This is a genomic window from Yinghuangia soli, assembly GCF_021502675.1.
Lineage (GTDB): Bacteria > Actinomycetota > Actinomycetes > Streptomycetales > Streptomycetaceae > Yinghuangia > Yinghuangia soli.
This window is the reverse complement of record NZ_JAKFHA010000006.1, coordinates 288,127-308,212: the sequence shown is the minus strand read 5'-3', so window position 1 is coordinate 308,212 and position 20,086 is coordinate 288,127. Positions and strand designations below refer to the sequence as shown.

General features: G+C 70.9%; 21 protein-coding genes. 13 read left to right on the top strand and 8 right to left on the bottom strand.

The features are described 5' to 3' along the window. Window positions 1–68: 68 nt before the first annotated feature. A complete protein-coding gene (sigJ, locus tag LZ495_RS14490) occupies window positions 69–1,034 on the top strand; it encodes an RNA polymerase sigma factor SigJ (protein WP_372498572.1) in 966 nt (321 codons plus the stop codon). 309 nt (window positions 1,035–1,343) lie between these two features. After that, entirely contained in the window at window positions 1,344–2,003 is a 660-nt protein-coding gene (locus LZ495_RS14485) for a DUF4328 domain-containing protein (RefSeq protein ID WP_235052579.1), read from the top strand. A 25-nt stretch (window positions 2,004–2,028) separates the two neighbouring features. On the opposite strand, the gene LZ495_RS14480 is transcribed toward LZ495_RS14485, so the two are convergent. Then, complete coding sequence (locus LZ495_RS14480; RefSeq protein WP_235052578.1) at window positions 2,029–3,330, bottom strand: lipase family protein; 1,302 nt, start codon at window positions 3,328–3,330, stop codon at window positions 2,029–2,031. Window positions 3,331–3,361: 31 nt separating this feature from the next. Here LZ495_RS14480 and LZ495_RS14475 point away from each other — a divergent pair, with 31 nt between their 5' ends. Then, window positions 3,362–3,571, top strand: a complete 210-nt coding sequence (locus LZ495_RS14475) for a hypothetical protein (RefSeq protein WP_235052577.1) — start codon at window positions 3,362–3,364, stop codon at window positions 3,569–3,571. Window positions 3,572–3,649: 78 nt separating this feature from the next. Then, window positions 3,650–4,513 (top strand): GNAT family N-acetyltransferase, encoded by an 864-nt coding sequence (locus LZ495_RS14470; RefSeq protein ID WP_235052576.1) that lies wholly within the window; start codon window positions 3,650–3,652, stop codon window positions 4,511–4,513. A gap of 38 nt (window positions 4,514–4,551) precedes the next feature. Here the strand turns inward: LZ495_RS14470 and LZ495_RS14465 are convergent, their stop codons facing one another. Further along, window positions 4,552–5,676: a sigma-70 family RNA polymerase sigma factor gene (locus tag LZ495_RS14465; RefSeq protein ID WP_235052575.1), complete on the bottom strand. Its 1,125-nt coding sequence runs from the start codon at window positions 5,674–5,676 to the stop codon at window positions 4,552–4,554. Between the two features lie 166 nt (window positions 5,677–5,842). Here LZ495_RS14465 and LZ495_RS14460 point away from each other — a divergent pair, with 166 nt between their 5' ends. Next, on the top strand, window positions 5,843–6,253 hold the full coding sequence (locus LZ495_RS14460) for an SgcJ/EcaC family oxidoreductase (RefSeq protein WP_235052574.1): 411 nt from the start codon (window positions 5,843–5,845) through the stop codon (window positions 6,251–6,253). A 47-nt stretch (window positions 6,254–6,300) separates the two neighbouring features. Here LZ495_RS14460 and LZ495_RS14455 read toward each other — a convergent pair whose 3' ends face one another. Beyond that, window positions 6,301–7,743, bottom strand: coding sequence for a pyridoxal phosphate-dependent decarboxylase family protein (locus LZ495_RS14455; protein ID WP_235052573.1), 1,443 nt, complete (start codon window positions 7,741–7,743; stop codon window positions 6,301–6,303). Window positions 7,744–7,876: 133 nt separating this feature from the next. On the opposite strand from LZ495_RS14455, the gene LZ495_RS14450 reads away from it, so the two are divergent. Both LZ495_RS14450 and LZ495_RS14445 read left to right on the top strand, forming a co-directional pair. Continuing rightward, a complete protein-coding gene (locus LZ495_RS14450; RefSeq protein WP_235052572.1) occupies window positions 7,877–8,521 on the top strand; it encodes an SIMPL domain-containing protein in 645 nt (214 codons plus the stop codon). 133 nt (window positions 8,522–8,654) lie between these two features. After that, the gene (locus LZ495_RS14445; RefSeq protein WP_235052571.1) at window positions 8,655–9,914 is read left to right on the top strand and encodes a DUF4328 domain-containing protein; all 1,260 of its coding nucleotides are present in this window, start codon (window positions 8,655–8,657) and stop codon (window positions 9,912–9,914) included. Between the two features lie 13 nt (window positions 9,915–9,927). Here LZ495_RS14445 and LZ495_RS14440 read toward each other — a convergent pair whose 3' ends face one another. The 4 genes from LZ495_RS14440 to LZ495_RS14425 form a co-directional block, all read right to left on the bottom strand. Beyond that, a complete protein-coding gene (locus tag LZ495_RS14440; protein ID WP_235052570.1) occupies window positions 9,928–11,250 on the bottom strand; it encodes a DUF2786 domain-containing protein in 1,323 nt (440 codons plus the stop codon). Window positions 11,251–11,279: 29 nt separating this feature from the next. Continuing rightward, window positions 11,280–11,573: a type II toxin-antitoxin system RelE family toxin gene (locus tag LZ495_RS14435; RefSeq protein WP_235052569.1), complete on the bottom strand. Its 294-nt coding sequence runs from the start codon at window positions 11,571–11,573 to the stop codon at window positions 11,280–11,282. Beyond that, window positions 11,566–11,850: a type II toxin-antitoxin system Phd/YefM family antitoxin gene (locus tag LZ495_RS14430; protein ID WP_235052568.1), complete on the bottom strand. Its 285-nt coding sequence runs from the start codon at window positions 11,848–11,850 to the stop codon at window positions 11,566–11,568. Before LZ495_RS14430 ends, LZ495_RS14435 begins: the two co-directional genes overlap by 8 nt. Before the next feature lie 135 nt (window positions 11,851–11,985). After that, window positions 11,986–12,420, bottom strand: coding sequence for a Rieske (2Fe-2S) protein (locus LZ495_RS14425; RefSeq protein WP_235052567.1), 435 nt, complete (start codon window positions 12,418–12,420; stop codon window positions 11,986–11,988). A gap of 193 nt (window positions 12,421–12,613) precedes the next feature. Between LZ495_RS14425 and LZ495_RS14420 the strand changes: the two genes are divergently transcribed. Together LZ495_RS14420 and LZ495_RS14415 are read left to right on the top strand one after the other, a co-directional pair. Further along, the gene (locus tag LZ495_RS14420; protein ID WP_235052566.1) at window positions 12,614–14,179 is read left to right on the top strand and encodes a class I adenylate-forming enzyme family protein; all 1,566 of its coding nucleotides are present in this window, start codon (window positions 12,614–12,616) and stop codon (window positions 14,177–14,179) included. 176 nt (window positions 14,180–14,355) lie between these two features. Beyond that, entirely contained in the window at window positions 14,356–14,592 is a 237-nt protein-coding gene (locus tag LZ495_RS14415; protein WP_235052565.1) for a hypothetical protein, read from the top strand. An 81-nt stretch (window positions 14,593–14,673) separates the two neighbouring features. Here the strand turns inward: LZ495_RS14415 and LZ495_RS14410 are convergent, their stop codons facing one another. Next, window positions 14,674–15,291, bottom strand: a complete 618-nt coding sequence (locus LZ495_RS14410) for a cysteine hydrolase family protein (protein WP_235052564.1) — start codon at window positions 15,289–15,291, stop codon at window positions 14,674–14,676. Between the two features lie 97 nt (window positions 15,292–15,388). Between LZ495_RS14410 and LZ495_RS14405 the strand changes: the two genes are divergently transcribed. The 4 genes from LZ495_RS14405 (at window position 15,389) to LZ495_RS14390 (ending at window position 19,986) form a co-directional block, all read left to right on the top strand. Beyond that, window positions 15,389–16,630 (top strand): amidohydrolase family protein, encoded by a 1,242-nt coding sequence (locus LZ495_RS14405; protein WP_235052563.1) that lies wholly within the window; start codon window positions 15,389–15,391, stop codon window positions 16,628–16,630. 246 nt (window positions 16,631–16,876) lie between these two features. After that, window positions 16,877–17,782 (top strand): SDR family oxidoreductase, encoded by a 906-nt coding sequence (locus tag LZ495_RS14400; RefSeq protein ID WP_235052562.1) that lies wholly within the window; start codon window positions 16,877–16,879, stop codon window positions 17,780–17,782. A gap of 30 nt (window positions 17,783–17,812) precedes the next feature. Further along, a complete protein-coding gene (locus LZ495_RS14395; RefSeq protein WP_235052561.1) occupies window positions 17,813–19,000 on the top strand; it encodes an acyl-CoA dehydrogenase in 1,188 nt (395 codons plus the stop codon). Beyond that, window positions 19,000–19,986, top strand: a complete 987-nt coding sequence (locus tag LZ495_RS14390) for an acyl-CoA dehydrogenase family protein (protein WP_235052560.1) — start codon at window positions 19,000–19,002, stop codon at window positions 19,984–19,986. Before LZ495_RS14395 ends, LZ495_RS14390 begins: the two co-directional genes overlap by 1 nt. The last annotated feature ends 100 nt before the right edge of the window (window positions 19,987–20,086 follow it).

Genomic DNA, 20,086 nt, shown 5'->3' with positions numbered 1-20,086 from the left:
AGGGGCCAGCGGAAAGACTTCCGGCCCCGAGGTCACATCCGCTCGGGCCATGTCGTCTCATGGGCATGATGCCCGACACCAGCCCGCAGCCCCTCGGCCCTCAGCCCCTCGGCCCGCAGCCCCTCGCCGCGCGAGCGCGCGAAGACGAGCTCGCGCTGGCCTTCGAGCAGCTCCGGCCCCGCCTGCTCCGCGTCGCCTACACGACCACCGGTTCCCTCGCGGAAGCCGAAGACTGCGTCCAGGACGCCTGGCTGCGCCTGCGCAATCTCGACGACACCGCCGGCATCCGCGACCTCGGTGCCTGGCTGACCACCACCGTCGGACGGCTGGCCCTCGATGTGCTCGGCAGCGCCCGGGTGCGCCGTGAGCGGTACGTCGGGACGTGGCTGCCCGAGCCGCTCGTCGAGCCGGTCCGCGCCGCCGGCGGCCCGGCGGTCGGCAATGCCGCGGCCGACCCCGCCGACCGGGTCACGCTCGACGAATCCGTCAGCATGGCGCTACTCGTCGTCCTGGAGGAGTTGTCCCCGGCGCAGCGTTCCGCGTTCCTGCTGCACGACGTCTTCGGGCTGCCGTTCGACGAGATCGCCGAGGTCGTGGGCCGGACGCCGGCGGCCGTGCGCAAGCTGGCCTCCCGGGCCCGTGCCAAAGTCGCCCTGGAACGCCCGGCGTTTCCGCCCACCCATGAGCGCCAGCGCCAGTTGGTCGGTGCCTTCGCGCGAGCCTGCAACGACGGCGATCTCGACGAGCTGATGCGGCTGTTCGACCCGGGCGTCGTGCTGCGTGCGGACGGCGGCGGCAAGGTACGTGCACTGCTCTCGATCAAGCAGGGCGCCGCCGACGTGGCCGCCTTCCTGCTGGCTTTTTCGGTCGGCGCGCTCGGCGACGCGCGCATCCGAACCGTCAACGGCGCCCCTGGCCTCGTCATCCGGGACGCCGAGGGCGAAGTGACCGTGGCTTCCTTCCTGGTCGACCGCGACCGCATCGTCGCCGTCGATGTCGTCCGCAACCCGGACAAGCTGACCGCGGTGCCTTAGGACGCGAGGGCCGCAGCGCCCAAGGCGGCAGGGCGCGAACTGCTGACGGCGTTGCGCAGAGCTGGCAGGATGCGCGCTGCGTACGTGTGGTTGTCGTCCGCTCGGCTGCCTGAGATCCGCGGGGGGATCCCTATGCCTTGTCCTGGATGTGGTGCTTCTTCGGAGCACGATGAGCGATGCCCGAACTGCGCCGGAGTCACAGCCGGTTCGGTGGGTTCTGGTTCTGGTTCTGGTCCCGGTGCCGAGGCGCGGGGTGCGTCGAGTGGTCCGCCTGGTTTTCCGGAGCCTGTCGAGGGACTCACCGGCGGGGTGCAGATCACGCTCGCCATTGCCATGGTCGCGTACGTCCTGGCGGCGATTGCCCAGCTCATGCGGGCCTCCCTCGTCGGTGACATCAAGGCCGGGAATGTGAACATCGACGACCTGGAGTCCGCGGACACGTTTGTGGTGACCACGGGGTGGATCGTGCTTCTGGCGACCCTGGTGGCCGGCATCGTCTTCATCACCTGGTTCCACCGCTCCCGTACGAACATCGCGTACTTCGGGCTGCACAAGCCGGATCTCGGGCCTGGCTGGTCCGTCGGCTGCTGGTTCGTCCCGATCTTGAATCTGCTGTTCCCGGCGATGATCGCGAGTGACATATGGCGTGGCAGTGAAGCGCGTCGGGTGACTGATGCGACGGAGCAAGAGGCGGATGCTTCCCCGGGGTTCGGGCGGAAGCAGTGGATTCTCTGCTGGTGGGGGCTCCTCGTCTTCGCGGTGCTTTTGTCCAGGGCCGCTGCCTGGGTGGTCGACGACAGCACGCTTGACGGTGTGCGCACCGTGGACCGCATGTCGGCGGTCGCGAGCATCGTCTTCGCCGTGGCGGGGCTCTTCGCGATGATCGTGGTCGGCAAGATCTCTGCGTTTCAAGGGGAGCGCATCGCGGAGCTCGAAGCGCCCCGCGAGGGCCGCTCGTCCGGCGTGTGATGCCGTCCGAGCGGCCGCGTCGCGGTCAGAACACGCAGGCGTTGGTCGGCGGTTCACCGTTGAGGCGAGCCATGATCCACGCCGTGCCATCCGCGGTCAGCAGCGGCCCAAGGGTGTGCTCGCCCTCCGCGTAGGCCTTGAACTCGACACTCATGCCGTTCTGGCAAAGGCCCTCGGCCATCGAGCGGTTCATCGAGCTCAGGATGTCCTTGTCGCCCTGCGCGACAAGCACCGGGACGCGCAGCTTGACCGACGAGGTGGCGTTGGCCTTGAGGTACGTGTTGATCGGACCCAGGTCGGCACCGGGCAGCAGCACGTTGTCGGGCTTCGGTGCCTCACCGCCGCCGCCCATGCACTGCTCGTTGCTCGGACGCGTGCGGGTGAACGCGATGGCGTCCGGCGTAAGGAACTTCTCGATCTGGATGGTGTCCCGTTCGGCGATGTCCGCGGCGCGTACGAGCCCGAGGAATATGCCGATGTACGGCGCGGTCGTCTCGGAGCCCTCGGCGATCATGTCGGCCATGAAGTCCATGCCGACCGCAGGGGCCTCCGCGATGACGCCCTTGACGTCCAACTCCGGTGCGTACTCCGGCGCGTAGTGCGCCGAGAACAGAGCCGCGTGCCCGCCCTGCGAACCGCCGGTGAAGAAGGAGGTCTTCCCGACGCCCGGGTCAAGGTTGCGGGCCGCGCGGATCAGGTCGAGCGTGCTGTACGCCACCGACTTCCCGTACAGGTACGCATGCGGCGTGCCGGTGGCGCCCAGGCCGAGGTAGTCCGGCTCCACGACCGCGAAACCCCGCTTGAGCAGGGACTCCGTCAGGCTCTCGAAGTCCTCTTGGTTGTCGAAGATCCCGGTCTTCGCCCACCAGCCGCGCGACGGTCCGCAGATCGGGGCCTCGCCCGTGGTGCCGTGGTTGGACGTCACCACCGGCCGGCCGCCCGCGGGCGCCGGGCCCGGCGGCAGGTGGACGACGCCGGTGGTGGCAACCGGTTTGCCGTCGTAGCCGGTGGTCGCGTACATGACGACCACTTCCTTGGCAGCGCCGTCCAGGAAGCCCTGGGGTATGTCGAACGGCCGGTACCGGATCACATCGCCCGGCTTGAGCTGCGGCAGCGGTGCGGGCGGGTCGAAGAACGCGTCGCCGGCCGGGCCGGGCGTCTCCGGGGTGAAGGCGGCAACGCCCGGAGCAGTCGAAGCGCCTGGGGCATTTGCGGTGATTGCGGGCCGGCTGCCGCTGCCCTCGGGCTTCCGATCGGCCCCCTCGCGGCTGCAGCCGACCGCCGCCAGCGCGGCGACGCACACCAGCGCGGCGAAGCTTCGCGGCAAGCGGCCGATGACCGCTTTGCGCCTGGCACCTGTGGAACGCATCTACGGCCCCCAACCGATCCGCGCTTGCCTGGAACGAGCTCTCGTCGTGGTGCCGGAGCAGTATTGCCGCATGCTCGTGAGCCCACAAGATGAACTCAGTTCACTTTTTGACAAGGAGAATCAGGCGCTTGCCGGGGCATCGGCAAGGCGACACGTGACACCTGAACGGGACATGCTGGAACAGTCGTTCGCTACTTGACCGCCGCCGGGGACGGTACGAGCCCACCCGACCGAAAAGCGGATGCGCGCCGCAGACCCGCAGTGTGTGATCTCCTCCATGGCAATCGTGACGGGCAAGCCGGACGCAGACGGACTGGGCGAAATCCTGGAGGCGCTGCGCACCTGGCAGCAGGACGACGCGCCCCTGCAACTGCATCCCGGTGACGTCGGCTGGTTCTGGCGTACGGGCGTCGACACGACCGCCGCCGCCGTACGGACCTGGAGCCGGGACGGCCGCATCGTCGCGATCGGCCTCCTCGACGGACCAGGGTTGCTCCGGCTGGCGACCGCACCCGATGCCCTCCGAGACGAGGAACTCGCCGCACGACTGGCCGCGGACATCGACGACCCGGAGCGCGGGATCCTCCCCGCGGGCAAGGCGAACATCGAGGCGGCAGCCGGTGCGTCGGTCCGCGAAGCGCTTGCCGAGGCCGGATGGCAGACCGATGAACCGTGGACACAACTGCGCCGCAACCTTGCAGCGCCGGTCCGGCAACCGGCGCTGCGGATCGAGACCGTCGGCCCGGCCCAGGCGCACGTCTTTGCCGAGGTGCAGCGGGCAGCGTTCGAGGGTTCGACGTTCTCCGAAGAACGCTGGCACGCACTGGCGGCCGGACCTGCCTTCGCCGACGCGCGCTGCCTGGTCGGCTACGACGACGGCGGTGACGCAGTGGCAGCCTGCATGGTGTGGTCGGCCGGCCCGGGGAGGCCGGGGCTGCTCGAACCCATGGGCGTCCACCGCAACCACCGCGGCCTCGGCCACGGCGTATCCATCACCCTCGCCGCGGCAGCCGCACTCCGCGCGCTGGACGCATCGAGCGCCATCGTCGCCACCGCGAGCGCGAACACCGCAGCGGTGGCCACCTACACGAAGGCGGGCTTCGTCCCGGAGGCCGAAGTCCTGGACCTCTGCCGCGTTTAGCCGCGGTGGGCCGGGCCGCCGCGGTCAGGACACCGCGGTCAGGACGCCGGGGGAAGTGTCTCCGGGAGGCCGAAGGAGGCGAGGACTTCGGGGGACTGGAAAACGGTGTTGCGGGTGATGCGGCCGGCGATGAGGTCGAAGACCTGGAGGGTGTGGAGTTTGTAGGTGGCGGCTTCGGAGACCGCGTCCGGGCTGAGTCCGGGGCTGAGTCCGAGGTCCGGGGCGGGGCTGGTGCGGCGTACGTAGGCGGCGATTGCGGGTTGGCCGTTGGCCGCGGTGCGGAGGACTTGCCAGTCGGTGCCGTTGGCGTCGTATACCCAGGCCATGAAGCCGGCGTAGCGTTCGCGGCCGATGAACCAGGTGCTGACCGGGGGCATTTCGAGGATGGCGTCGTGGGCGAGGAGGGCGGTCAGGGCCTCGATGTCGGCCTTCTCGAAGGCGGCGGCGTAGCGGTCCACGACTCGGCGGTCGGCGGGTTCTTCGGCTATGCGGGTCTCGGCGAGGCCGGATCCGGCGAGTCGGGCGCGGGCGCGCTGGAGAGCGCTGTTGACGGCGGCCGGGGTGGTTTCGAGGAGGGCGGCGGTCTCGGCGGCGGACCATTCGAGGACGTCGCGGAGGATCAGGACGGCACGTTGCCGTGCAGGCAGGTACTGGACGGCGGCGACCCAGGCGAGGCGCAGGCTTCCGCGGGCCGCGACGACTTGGCCCGGGTCGGCGAGCCAGGCGTCCGGGATCGGCTGGATCCACGGGACCTCGGGGGCGAACTCCAAGGGGGTCAGCGGGTCGTCGTCGGGTGCGCCGAGGCCGCTCGGGAGGGGGCGGCGGGTACGCGACTCCAGGGCGGTGAGGCAGACGTTGGTGGCGATCCGGTACAGCCACGTGCGCATGCTCGCGCGCTGCGGGTCGTAGCGGTCGTACGCCCGCCACACGCGCAGGAAGGTGTCCTGGACGAGGTCTTCGGCATCGTGGGCGGAGCCCAGCATGCGATAGCAGTAGGCCAGGAGCTCGCGGCGGTGCGGATCGGTGCGGCGGGTGAACTCGGCGGCGGGGTCGGATGACGGGTCGGCGAGGCCAGGGCCAGGGGCGAGACCGAGGTCGAGGTCGAGGTCGAGGTCGAGGGCAGGATCGGCGACGTCGTCGGGGCGGGTGTCGGTGGGGGCCATACGTGCTGCCTTTCTCGCCGTGAGGTCGGCTCCGCCGACGCCTGGAACCGTACGTACCGGCGGCCGGCCCGAAAGTCATCGGTGATCGGGGGACCAGGGGCGATGAATTGGGCGCGGCTCGGCAGTAGGTATCGGCGACATCCCGTCGATCTTGCAGGAGGAAGTCGTGACCACCACCGCCACGCAGCACACCGCCGAGCAGCAGGTCCGGTCCCTGATCCAGGACGTGTACGCAGCCTGGGAGGCCAACGACGCCGCCGCGTTCGCTGCCCTCTACACACCTGAGGCGACCGCTGCCCTGCCCGGATCCTTCCGGAACGGCCGGGAGGCGATCCGCGCCGAGATGGCCGCCGGATTCGCCGGTCCGCTCAAGGGCTCCACGGTCCGCGACCGGATCGACGGGGTCCGGTTGCTGGGCGCGGATGCGCAGTCGGCAATCGTCACCGCCCGCAGCGCCGTCGGCGGGGGGGGGCCGGGGGCGGGCCCCCCGCCGGGTGGGGGGGGGGCCCCGGGGGGGGCCCCCCCCCCCGGCGCCGCGACCTGGCAGGTCGCGGCGTACCACAACTGCGCCGACTGACCGCGGAGGAGCGGACGCGTACGCCGGCCCCCCCGTGCGGGGGCCGGCTACGGCCGGTCGTCCGCGGCCAGGTCGGCGGCCACCTCGCGGAGGACGGTGAGCAAGAGCTCCACGTCGGGTTCCGTGGTCCGCCAGTTGACGATGGCGCAACGCAGCACCTTGCGGCCGCGGTAGTTGGCCATGCCTGCGAAGACGCGGCCGTCGCCGAGGAGGGCCTCGCCCAGTTCGGCGTTGAGGGCGTCGAGCCGGTCCTCCGGAACGCCGGGCGGGGCGTAGCGGAAGCAGACGATGCACAGCTGCACCGGTGCCAGGAGTTCGAAGTCGGGGGCCTCGTCGACCAGGCGGCCCAGGTGCTCGGCCACGTCGAGATGGCGTTCGACCATGGCGCGGTAGCCGTCGCGGCCGTACGCGTTCAGGGTGGCCCACACCGGGAACGCCCTCGCCCTCCGCGACGATTCGGGTCCGAGAGTGTTGTAGTCGACCCGGGCGCCCGGAGCTTCGGGGAGGTAGGAGGCGCCCCAACCTCCGAATGCCCGCACTTGGTCCGAGGGGTTGCGGATGAACGAAAATCCCGTGTCGTACGGGACGTTCAGCCACTTGTGGCCGTCGCCCGTGATGGAGTCGGCCCGGTCCAGTCCCGCGGCCAGCGCTGCGGTACGCGGGGACACGGCCGCGAACAGCCCGAACGCGCCGTCCACATGCAGCCATGCGCCGTACCGCTCGGCCAGGTCGGCCATGGCGTCGAGCGGGTCGGAGTCGCCCGCGTAGACCTCGCCCAGGTTGCCGACGATCACTGCGGGAGCGCCGTCGAGTTCGGCGAGTGCGGCCTCGAGCGCGGGGAGGTCGACCCGTCCGGTGTCGTCGCGCGCGAACATGCGCAGGGTGTCTCGGCCGCAGCCGAGGATCTGCAGCGCCTTGCGGGTGCTCGCGTGCACCAGGCCGCTGGTGAGGACGGGCATCGCGGGCAGTCCGGCCAGGCCTTGCGCGACCACGTCGACGCCGTGCCGCTCGGCCCACCAGGCGCGGGCGCAGGCGAGGCCGGTGACGTGGGCGAGCGTCGCGCTCGGGGTGATCACGCCGCCGAACGAGGCGGGTATGCCGAAGAGTTCCTTCAGCCAGTCGAGCGCGATGGTCTCCACGCGGGCGGCCAGCGGCGACGAGACGTTCAGCCCCGCGACCTGGTCGATCAGCGAGGTCGTCCAGTCGGCGGCCATCGCCGCCGGGGTCGACCCGCCGACCACGAGATGGAAGAAGCGCGGACCGGACGAGTGCGTCGCGGCCTGCGTGGCGACCTGCACCAAGCGGTCGATGCCGGCAAGCGTCCCGGCGCCCTTTTCGGGCAGCGGCCCGCCGAGGGAGTCCGCCAGTTCCTCGGCCGACACGTCGTGCACGGGCAGGTCGTGCAGGCCGTCGAGGTAGGGGCCGGCGGCGCGGAAGACGCGTTCCAGCGCGGCGGCGGCGTCCTGACGGTCCCTCAGTGGATCAGTCATATCGGCAGTAAATCAGCCGAAGAGCGCTGGTGCCGCCGTCCGTTCGCCGACCCTCCACCTGCCGATCGCAGGGACGGTGCGACAGCGGCAAATGCACTGGCCGAGGGCCCTTCTGCCCTGGTTCGATGACCGGATGATCGACTCTCATCCCGGGGAGTCCGCGTGGGGCGTGTCGGTGACCGGCGCGGCAAGCGTGGACGCCGTCCCCGATCTGGCGCGCGTACGTATATCGATAAGCGAGACCAAGCCGAAGCCGGCCGAGGCCTTCGCGGTCACCCGGGCCGCGGTGAATCGGGTACGCGAGGTGCTCCGCGGGCACGGTGTCCCGGACGAAGCGGTGACCGTGTCGCGGCTCGGCCTCGCGTCGGCGTGGGAGCACGGCCACCCGCGGATCTTCCTCGGCTACCAGTGCACCGCGGCGTTCACCGTCGAACTGCACGATCTCGACCTCCTGGAGACCGTGCTCGACGACGCCGTCGCATCAGGCGCGAACCAGGTCGACGACGTCGTCTTCGACGTCGCGGCCAAGGAGGACCTCCACGCCCGGGCCCGGGTGGCCGCGGTGGCCGCGGCGCGTGCGAAGGCCGAGGCGTACGCGGAGGCCGCCGGTGTGCGGCTCGGTCCGGTGGTGTCCATCCGGGAGGTCGACCCCGACGCTATGCCGAACTACCTCCGCGCGGGCGGCGGCGCAGGCGGTTCCGGCGCGCGCTCCCTGAGTTCGGGCAAGGTCGCGGTGCGCGCGGTCGTGGCGATGGGATTCGCTCTCGACGCCCGCTGAACCGCGGTACGAGGACTGCGCGACCCGGGCATCGGAATCCCCCGTGACGTGGAAGGCGCCGCACGGCATGATGCGCGCTACGCCTTTCGGCCGCCGACTGGTTGGCCGGACCCTTGTCCCCGGGGGAATCACCTTGCTCTGCTCCGACTGCGGCGCGCGCTCGACGCTGCCCACCCGCTGCACCAACTGCGGCAGACCCATGGCCGGCGCCGCGGACTCCGCGGATGCGTCCCGTCCCGATCCGGCCGACGAAGCCGCCTGGAGCTGGGCGGAGGACCGCGGCGACGTGGACTGGCGCTCGGCCTCGGACGCGCTGCACGCCGAGGCGGCGGTCAAGGCCGCGCGGGTCGGCACGCATGTGCAGATGCCCGCCCAAGGCTGGCAGTTGATGCAGCTGAAGCCGGTCCGCGGACTGGCCGTGTGGGTCTACGTGACCCTGGGGCTGGCGATGGCGACATCGCTGCTGTCGGCGGTCGCGCTGTTCCGGCGGGCCTCGCTGATGGCGGACCTGGATTCGGGCGGTCTCCTCGCCGTGTCCATGGACGACGTGAACTCCGCGGACAGGTTCGTGGCGATCGCGGGGGTGGCCTCCCTGGCCGCGCTCATCGCCGCCGGCGTCGTGTTCATCGTCTGGTTGTTCCGGGCGCGCAAGAACATCGATCTCTTCGGCCTGTACACGCCGCAGCTGGGGGTCGGCTGGACGATCGGCAGCTGGTTCTGCCCGATCCTCAACCTCTGGTTCGGGGCCCGGGTCGTCGACGACGTCTGGAAGGGCAGCGACGCCTCGCAGGGCAAGAACGACAGCGCGGCTTTCATCGGGCGGACCAAGCTGATCGTCGCCTGGTGGCTGCCGTTCGTCCTGTCCTGGGTGCTGTCGCGGATCCCGCTCGCCATGCCGGGCTCGGGGAGCGCCGAGGACATCCGGGCCTCGGACCTGGTGCTCGCCGTATCGGACCTTCTGATGCTCGCCGCCGGGGTCGGCGCGCTGCTGATCGTCCGCCGCATCACGGCCATGCAGGAGGAACGCACCGCCCAGCTCTGGGCGATGAGCGGCCCGCAGGCGACGTGGGCGCTGCCGCCGGGAGCGTGGGGCGCACCGCTGAACGGCTGGGCCCCGGCGGCCGGGCACGCCCCGGCCTCCGGTCTTGAGGTCGCGGTCCCCGTCGGCCCTGCGGTGCCCCTCGCACCGCCACTCGCCGCGGCGGCGGCTGCGGAGGCTTCGGGAGTCGCCGTGATTTCGGCGCCCGCGGTGCCGGCTCCACCTCCGGGAGCCGAGGACGCGCCGGCCGAACCGGGACCATCCGAGGCCAAGGGCGAGGCGGGTGCCGAGGACGTCACGGGTGCCACGGGTGCCACGGGTGCCGAGGCCGACACGGGCGACAAGCCGGCCTGACGCGCAGTTTCGGTCAGTGCCCGCCGCGGCGGCCGACGGCGCGCGGCTGCAGGGTGGCCTGGTCGGCGGCCGCCTTGCCGTGGACCCAGCCCTCTTCGTCGCGGATCCGGACGCGGTGCGTGGTCAGGGTCGGGAACATCTCCTCGGTGGCCTCCTGCACCGCGACGTCGCGGCCGGCCAGCACCGGAAGGAGCCGGTCATCCGATCCGGTCCCGGCTTCGGCCCCGCCCTCGGGGGCGGACGCCGCGGCCGCCTCGCGGGCGGCCTCCTTCTCGGCCCGCTCGGCCGCGGCGGCGAGCCGCTCGCCGATGCGGTCGGCGTACGCGATCAGGAACGACTGCCGGAAGTCCCGCGACCCCGACTTGTTCCGGCTCCGGCCGCCGCGGGAACGGCCGCCGGCCCGGGTCATCGCGCCGGTGGCCTGGACGAGCAGCGACGTATAGAGGAGTTCCACGGCGTCCAGGTCCGGGTCGAAGCCGATGACCGTCGAGAAGCCGAATTCCGGCGACCACACCGTGCGGCAGCGGTTCGCCTCGGCCACGGCGTCCAGCAGCATGGCCTTGGCCTCGTCGTACGGGCTCTCCACGCCGATCCGCACGGCCCCCGGCGTGCCGCCCGGGCGCCCCGCGCCGCCGTCCGCGGCCAGCAGGGCCGCGTCGATGCTGTGCCGGGCCATCAGCTCCTGGGCCTTGGCGCTCAGCGCCTCCGCTTCCTCGGGGAACTCGGTCGACTCGGCCTTGGCGAGCAGCGCGCGGATCCGGGCCAGCATGCGCGGCGGCTCGCCCTCGGCGCCGCGCGTGCCGCGGGCCGGACGCGGGGCGCTTTCGGCCGCCTCCGCGTGCAGCGGCGTGATGCCCGGCAGCCGGGCGAGCAGCCGGAGCACTTCGAGGGCGTAGCCCGCGCACTCGAAGCGGGTGAGGTTCTCACGGGCGGCGACCGCGGAGAGATAGGCGGAATCGTCGTCCCACCACACCTCGGCCCCCGCGTCGCGGATCTGCCGGGCCCAGCGGGCGCCGCGGGTCGCCGACTCACGCCGCTGCGCGGCGGCGACCAGGTCGACGGCGATCCGCAGGTGCCGGTCCGCAGGCCGCTCGTCGGCAAAGGCCCGCGCCGCCATGCGCACCACATCCGCCGGCTGCCACCCCCGCGCCCAGCATCCGGCGGCGACCCGCTCCGCGAGCGCGAGGTAAGCCCGGCTCGCATCCGGCCACACCTCGGCCTCGGCGGCCAGCCGCGAGGCCCCGGAGTCGACGACGGCCTGTACGGCGTCATCGCCGGTCGCGGCAAGCAGCCCGTGCAATATCTCGTCGAGAAGGGCGGAGGGGGCGGAGGACATGCCCTCCATTGTCCGGCATCGCCGAGGCACTACGTCCGGTAGGCGTCCGCCCTCGGGGCAATGTCGAGGACGTCGATGGTCCGGGCCTTCTCGTCGATGGAGTAGCGGATGCGGTACGTGCCGCGGCGGGCTGACCACAAGCCCTCGAACGGCTCATGGAGAGGCTTGCCGACGCGGTAGGGGGATATGCGGAGCGGCCCGTTGATGAACTCGAAGGCCGCAAAGGCGACTGCAGCCGGAAGACGGTCGGTCAGCGCGCGCCGGGCTCCGGGAGCGATGCGGAGCGCGTAGGGCTCCGGGGTGACGGGGGTGGCACTACTCACTGAGGCGCCGCCGCTCGGCCATGAGGGCGGCCATTTCGTCCGCGTCGGTGAAGTCCCCGTCCGCGATGTCGATCTGGGCCTGCGTCACCCGGGCGCGAGCCGCACCGTCGGCAAGCAACTCCAGCGTCTCCTGCAGAGCTTCGTAGTCTTCGATGGCCAGTATCACGACGGCAGGCTCGCCATTGCGGGTCACTGTGATCTGCTCGTGGGTGCGAACCACCTCGTCGACGACGGCCGAGAGCTGGGTCTTGGCTGTGGCAAGCGACAATGTACGCATGACCAGAATTCTAGGTCAGCCCAGAATTCTGGTCAAGAGAGACTGGTGGCGTTGGACTCCCGTTGTCGAAGCGCCCTGGTCTATTGGCGGTCCTGTGCCGCAGAGGCCGGCCTCATGGAGGCAGTGACTCCCGCGTCAGGCCGAGCGGCCGGTTGCGCGGGTCTCCGCATCCGGGCACTTTCCGCGTTTGGCGTCTCGTGGGGCGCGGGCGCAGGTGTCGACATAGACGATGCCATCCACCACGGCGACGGCGTAGGTCCGCAGTGCCCTGCAATTGAAGTCGCCCAGGGACTTGCCGGTGTCGACGCGGAAGATGCCGCGGTGCGAGGGGCAGGTGATCTCGTCGCCGGCGACCGTGCCGCGGGAGAGCAGTGCTCCGGCATGAGGGCAGCGGTCTTCGAAGGCGTGGACGGTGTCGCCGTGCCGGACGAGGGCGATCGCGGGGCGGTCCGCGATGCGCCGTACGGTGCCTTCCGGCACGTCCGCCAGTGCCCCGACGCGCAGTGCGCCTTCGGGGGGCGCGGTGGGCGGGGGCGGCCCGGAGTGGTCCCGGCGGAACGGCACCTTCATACCGGGCAGGGTAGGCATACCTTGCCCGGAAAGACAGCGATCCGGTGATCCAATTCACCTGCGTGAGCTGCCCCACCCTTCCGGCGAATACCTCTTCTGACGTACCGTCAGGTCGGCATGCTGTGCCCGTCGTGCGAGCGCGGCGAGGCGCGCGGGGCAGCCGGGTTGCGAACCTTTTCTGGTGGAGGGCACGTTGTCTGATCCGATCTACGACGCCAAGACGCTGTGGGAGCTCGTCGAGCGCCGCGCGGCGTCCTCGCCCGACACCCCGATGCTGCTCGACCCGGAGGACCGCACGGTCACCTTCGGCGAGTTCAAGGCGTGGGCGGAGCGGGTCGCGGCCGGCTACCACGCGCTCGGCATCACCGCCGGCACCCGGGTGACCTGGCAGCTGCCCACCCGCATCGAGTCGATCGTGGCGGCCACCGCGCTGGCCCGCCTCGGTGCGGTGCAGAACCCGATCATCCCGTTCTACCGGGAGAAGGAGGTCGGCTTCTGCCTTCGCCAGACGAACGCCGAGGTCTACCTCACCCCCGGCACCTGGAAGGGCTTCGACTTCGTCGCGATGGGCGAGGCGCTGGCCAAGGAGGTCCCCGGCGGCCTCAAGGTCCTGGTGGCGTACGACGAGCTGCCCGAGGGCGACCCCGCCACGCTGCCGCCCGCGCCGACCGACGGCGACGAGGTCCGCTGGCTGTACTACACCTCGGGCACCACGTCCGACCCGAAGGGCGTGCAGCACACCGACGGCACGCTGATCGCGGGCGGCATCGGCCTGGCCAAGGCGCTCGACATGTCGGAGAGCGACATCGGCTCGATCGCGTTCCCGTACGCGCACATCGCCGGTCCGGACTACGTCAACACGCTGCTGATCACCGGCTTCCCCGCGGTGATCATCGAGACCTTCGACCCGGCGAGCGTCATCCCGGTGTACGCGCGCCTCGGCGTCACGATGGTCGGCGGCTCGACCGCGTTCTACGTGGCCTTCCTCAACGAGCAGCGCAAGCAGCCGGGCGTGAAGGTCATCCCGACGCTGCGCATCGTCTCGGGCGGCGGCGCGCCCAAGCCGCCGGAGCTGTTCCGCGAGGTCGTCGACGAGATGCAGGCCGTGCTGTGCCACGGGTACGGCATGACCGAGTCGCCGATGATCGCGCAGGGCGGTCCGAACGACTCCGAGGACCAGCTGACGTACAGCGAGGGCAAGCCGGTGTACGGCATCGAGGTGCGCATCGTGCGCGCCGACGGCTCGCTCGCCGGCCCGGACGAGGAGGGCGAGGTCCGGCTGCGCGGCCCGATGGTCTTCAAGGGCTACACCGACCCGGCCCTCACCAAGGACGCGTTCGACGAGGACGGCTTCTACCACACGGGCGACCTGGGCAAGCTGCGCGCGGACGGCCACCTGGCCCTCACCGGCCGGCTCAAGGACGTGATCATCCGCAAGGGCGAGAACATCTCCGCCCGGGAGATCGAGGACCTGCTCTTCGCGCACCCGAAGGTCGCGGACGTCGCGGTCGTCGGCCTCAACGACCGCGAGCGCGGCGAGCGCGTGTGCGCGGTGGTCGAGCGGCAGCCGGGCGAGGCGGACCTGACGTTCGCCGAGATGGTGCAGTACCTGAAGGACGCGAGCCTGATGGTGCAGAAGATCCCGGAGCAGCTGGAGATCGTCGACGCGCTGCCGCGCAACGAGACGCTCCGCAAGGTCCTCAAGTTCAAGATCCGCGACGAGTACAACGCCAAGCCCTGGGCCCCCGAAGCCCGCTGACGCGGCATCAGAGCAGACGTACGAAGCGAGGCCGGGCGGCCACGGGCACTGATGCCGGTGGCCGCCCGGCCTTTGCGCACCGTCCGTCGGCCGCGCCCGATTCGTGATGCCGCCTCGTTGCGGGGGCTGCGGGCGCGGGCCCATGCTGGTGGTGCCGGACCGCGGGGGCGGGCGGCATGGGGGCGGTGGTGACGATGCCGAACACCTTCTGGGCCAATATCAGGTGGATGCTGCGGAGGCGGCAGTTCTGGGTGGCCGCAGCCGTGGCGATCGCGGCCGGCAGCGCAGCGAACATCAACCTCTCGGGTTGGGCGGAAAGACTTGCCTCTTTTCTGATTCTCGGCGCCTTCGCGGCCTACCTGGGCGCTGCCCTGGGTGCGGCCGCCCGGAACTCCGAGGAGGACCCAGGCTGATCGCAGGGGACTTCTGGCCGGACGGCGACATGCGTGTGGGGCGGTCATCGACCGCCCCACATCCGCGTCGAGACCCTGCCGTCAGCGCGACCAGGCGGCGATGACGTCGTCCGTCGTGGTGATCGTCGCCACAGCGCCGAGCGTGTTGGCGAGGACCGCTTCGGCGTATTCGGCGGGGAAGCCGGCCACCGCTTCGCGCGGGATGACGAACTGGAAGCCGGCGTTGACGGCGTCCATCGCGAAGTTGATCATGCCGACGTTGAGCGAGACGCCGACGCCCACGATGGTCGTCGCACCCAGATTGCGCAGCACCGCGGCAAGACCGGTATCGGCCATCGGTCCCAGTCCGTGATACCTCGTCAGGACCAGGTCGGAGTCGGCCACTTCGATGCCTTCTGCGACCTCTGCGGCCACCGATCCCGGGGTGAGCTGCACGGATGCCTTGGCTGCGGCGCCGAACATGCGGGCGTTCCGGTTCGCGCCGGCGCCGTCCGGGCGCCGCAGCGCCAGGGCGTGCAGGACCGGGACGCCGGCCGCGCGGGCCGTCTTGCACAGTTGGTCGATGGCCGGAATCAGACCCTGGGTCTGCTCGGCCAGTGCGGGGAAGACGGAGTCCTTCCCGATCACGCCGTTCTGGCATTCCTGGGTGACCAGCGCGGTCGTACCCGGGGCGAGCAATGTCCCCAGATCGAGTGCCATGTGAGCCTCCTGACGGACCGTCGGCTTGCTGTTGCCTGCGGGGAGAGATTACGCTAAATCTGACGGTCCATCAGATTTAAGTCCGTAGGAGGGGCCGATGAGCGCCAACCTGCCCGAGCAGGACGCCACCGAGTCCGGCAACAGCTTCGGAGAACTTCCGAAGATCATCAGTGTCGATGACCACGTCATCGAACCGGCGCACCTGTTCGAGCGTTGGCTGCCGGCCAAGTACCACGACCGGGGTCCCAAGCACGTCCAGACCGGCATCGGCGAGCTGCAGTACACCGGTGCCAGCTACAAGATCACGACCGACCCGGACGGGCCGCTCGCGGACTGGTGGTTCTACGAAGACCTGCGCTTCCCGTACAAGCGCAACATCGCGGCCGTCGGCTTCAGCCGCGACCAGATGACGCTCGAGGGCATCACCCGCGAGGAGATGCGCCCGGGTCTGTACGACCCCAAGGAGCGCCTCAAGGACATGGACATCAACCATGTCGAGGCCTCCCTGTGCTTCCCGACCTTCCCGCGCTTCTGCGGTCAGACCTTCTCCGAGGCGAAGGACAAGGAAGTCGCGCTCGCCTGTGTGCGTGCGTACAACGACTGGATGGTCGAAGAGTGGTGCGGCGACTCGGGCGGCCGCCTGATCCCGCTGATCATCATCCCGCTGTGGGACGTCGACCTGGCCGTCGCGGAGATCATCCGCAACGCCGACCGGGGCGTCACCGCGGTGTGCTTCTCGGAGATCCCGGCGTTCCTGGGCCTGCCGAGCATCCACACCGGCTACTGGGACCCGTTCTTCCGCATCTGCGAGGAGCGCGAGGTCACCATCAACATGCACATCGGCTCGTCCTCGACGATGCCCGCCGCGTCCCCCGACGCGCCCGCGGCCGTCCAGGCCTCGCTGAGCTTCAACAACGCGATGGCGTCCATGGCGGACTTCATCTTCGCCGGCATCCCGGCGCGTTTCCCGCGGCTCAAGCTGGCCTACTCCGAGGGTCAGATGGGCTGGATCCCCTACGCGCTGGAGCGCATGGACGACGTGTGGGAGGAGCACCGCGCGTGGGCCGGCGTCGGCGACGCGCTGCCCGAGCGCCCGTCGTTCTACTTCCGGCAGAACATGTACGCGTGCTTCTTCCGCGACCAGCACGGCGTCAACTCGCTCGACGTCATCGGCGTGGACAACGTGACCTTCGAGACCGACTACCCGCACGTCGACTCGACCTGGCCGCACACCAAGAAGATCGCCGAGGAGCACTTGGCCGGCCTCGACAAGGAGACCGTCTACAAGATCATCCGCGGCAACGCGATCCGCATGCTCAACCTGGACTTCGACAAGTAGGTCGGACATACCAGCGGGCAGGCGGCACGCAGGGCAGTACGCAGGGCAGCACGGGGGAACGGGGCCGGCCCGTCGCGACGCGGAATCGACGCGTCCGGCGGGCCGTCTCCGGGTATTTGACTAATCGTCATTTGATTAGCCGTCAGATCTAGACTCCCGGGTGCGGCGCACGCGCCGCCCCCCGGAGTCGCCCAAAGACTCCAGGGCAGACCAGGGGTACTTCCAGAGGGGACCGGTAGAGCCGACATGGGTATCTGCGAGGGACGCGTCGTCATCGTCACCGGTGCCGGCGGCGGCATCGGGCGCGAGCATGCGCTGGCGTTCGCCCGCGAGGGCGCGCACGTGGTCGTCAACGACATCGGCGCCTCGCGCCAGGGCGACGGCCGCTCGCCGGGCCCGGCCCAGCAGGTCGTCGACGAGATCATCGCGATGGGCGGCAAGGCCGTCATCAACTCGGACGACGTCGCCGACTGGGAAGGCGCCGGCCGCCTGGTCCAGACCGCGATCGACACCTTCGGCCGCCTGGACGTCCTGGTCAACAACGCGGGCTTCCTGCGCGACCGCATGCTCGTCTCGCTCTCCGAGGACGAGTGGGACGCGGTCATCCGGGTGCACCTCAAGGGCCACTTCGCCACCATGCGGCACGCCGGCGTCTACTGGCGCGCGCAGGCCAAGGCGGGCAACCCGGTCGACGGCCGCGTCATCAACACCAGCTCGGGCGCGGGCCTGATGGGCTCGGTCGGCCAGGGCAACTACGCCTCGGCCAAGGGCGGCATCCTCACCCTGACCCAGATCGCCGCGGTCGAGTTCGGCCGCTACGGCGTCACCGTCAACGCCATCGCCCCGGCCGCGCGCACCCGCATGACCGAGGAGGCCATGCCCGACATGGTCGCCGCGCCCACCGACGGCTCGTTCGACTTCTACGACCCGGCGAACGTCTCGCCGCTGGTCGTGTGGCTCGGCTCCGCCGAGTCCAAGGACATCACCGGCCGCTGCTTCGAGATCGAGGGCGACAAGGTCTCCGTCGCGATCGGCTGGCAGCACGGCCCCGAGGCCAAGGCCGGCCGCCGCTGGGAGCCGAGCGAGCTCGGCCCCGTCGTCGCCAAGCTGGTCGACGAGGCGCCTGCCCCCACCCCGGTCTACGGCGCCTGAGCGCCGCCCCAGTCGAGAAGGGGACCCCCGATGGACCTGAGGTACACCGAGGCGGAGGAGAGCTTCCGCGCCGAGCTCCGCGCATGGCTCGACGAGGCGCTGCCCAAACTGCCGCCCAAGCCGGACCGCAACGACTGGCCCGGCCGCCGCGCGTACGACACCACGTGGCAGCGCATGCTCTTCGACGCCGGGTACGCCGGCATCCACTGGCCGGTCGAGGCCGGCGGCAAGGGCGCCACTCCGACCGAGCACCTGATCTTCCTCGAGGAGACCGAGCGCGCCGGAGCCCCGTACGTCGGCGCCAACTTCGTCGGCCTGCTGCACGCCGGCCCGACGATCAACGCCGCGGGCAGCGAGGAGCAGCGCCGCAAGTACCTGCCCGGCATCCTGTCCGGCGAAGACGTGTGGTGCCAGGGCTTCTCCGAGCCCGGCGCCGGCTCCGACCTGGCCTCGCTGCGCTGCCGCGCGGTGCGGGACGGCGACGAATACGTCATCAACGGCTCGAAGATCTGGACCTCGCACGCCGAGGTCGCGGACTACTGCGAGATGCTCGTCCGCACCGACCAGGACGCCCCCAAGCACAAGGGCATCACCTGGCTGATCGTGCCGATGGACACCCCCGGCATCACGATCCGCCCGCTGGAGACCGTGATGGGCACCTCGGAGTTCGCCGAGGTGTTCTTCGACGACGTCCGCGTGCCGGTCGCCAACCGGGTCGGCGACGAGAACGACGGCTGGCGCGTCACCATGGTGACGCTGTCCTTCGAGCGCGGCACCGCGTTCGTCTCCGAGGTCGTCGCCTCGCAGCGCCTGCTGCACGAACTCGCCGAGCTGGCCAAGAAGGTCACCCGCAAGGACGCCACCGCGTGGGACGACGTCGCGCTGCGCCGCGAGCTGGGCCACCTCACCGCCGAGTTCGAGGCGCTGTGGGCGCTGACCAAGTGGAACGTCTCCGAGGCCGCACGCGCCGGCATGCCGGGCGTCGGCGGCTCGGTGTTCAAGCTGCGCTTCTCCGAGACCAAGCAGAAGCTCTACGAGCTGGCCCACCGCCTGCTCGACCGGGCCGCCCTGGTCGTCGAGGACGTGGCCGGGCTGCCGAGCGGCGACCTCATGGACGAGCGGCTGTCCTCGCTGTCGTACACGATCGCGGCGGGCACCTCGCAGATCCAGCGCAACATCGTCGGGGAGCGCATCCTCGGCCTGCCGAAGGAGCGCTGATGGACTTTCAGCTCAGTGACGACCAGCGCGACCTGGCCACCGGCGTCCGCGAGTTCTGCGAGGGCCGCTTCGACCGCGACCGCATGCGCAACCTCGTCGACCACGACCGCAAGCCCGGCATGGTCGACAAGAAGCTGTGGCAGGAGCTGGCCGAGACCGGCTTCTTCTCGCTGCGCGTCGCCGAGGACGAGGGCGGCGTGGGCCTCGGCACCGCCGAGGCCGCGCTGGTCTACGAGGAGGCGGGCCGCGCCCTCCTCCCCGGCCCGCTGGTCGCCACCCACCTGGCCGCCTCGCTCGGCGGCGAGCTGGGCGCGGGCGCTGCGTCCGGCGAGCTGATCGTCGGCGTGGTCGAGGGCGACGCGTCCCCGATCCTGGTCGAGCACCTGGACGCCCTCGACGTGCTGCTGATCCTCGACGAGGACGGCATCCGCAAGGTCGCCCCGGCTGACGTCGCGGGCACTGCGGTCAAGAACCCGGTCGACCCGTTCACGCCGCTGCACCACGTCGAGGCGCTGCCCGAGGGCGAGCTCGTCGCCGACGCGGAGACCGCGGCCCGCTTCCGCCGCGAGGGCGCGGTGCTCACCGCCGCCGTCCAGCTGGGCATCGCCGGCAAGCTCACCGAGCTGGCCACCCAGTACGCCAAGGAGCGCGAGCAGTTCGGCCGCATCATCGGCAGCTTCCAGGCCGTGAAGCACCTGTGCGCCGACATGCTGGTCCGCACCGAGATCGCCCGCGCGGCGGTCTACTCGGCCGCGGTCACCCTCGACGACCCGGTCGTCGGCGACGCCGCGGTCGCGGTCCCCACCGCCAAGCTGATGGCCGACGACGCGGCCACCCGCAACGGCAAGGACGCCACCCAGGTGCACGGCGGCATGGGCTTCACCTGGGAGGTCGACGTCCACCTCTACCTGAAGCGCGCCTGGGTGCATGCCACTCAGTACGGCGACGCGGACGACAACGAGGAAGCCCTGGCCGCGACGCTCTGACGCGGGGTCTGCCGACCTGTACAGGCAGCACGAGCGTCAGGCAGGCGCAGTACGCCGCGGACGCCCGACCGGAGAACCGGTCGGGCGTCCGCGGCGTTTC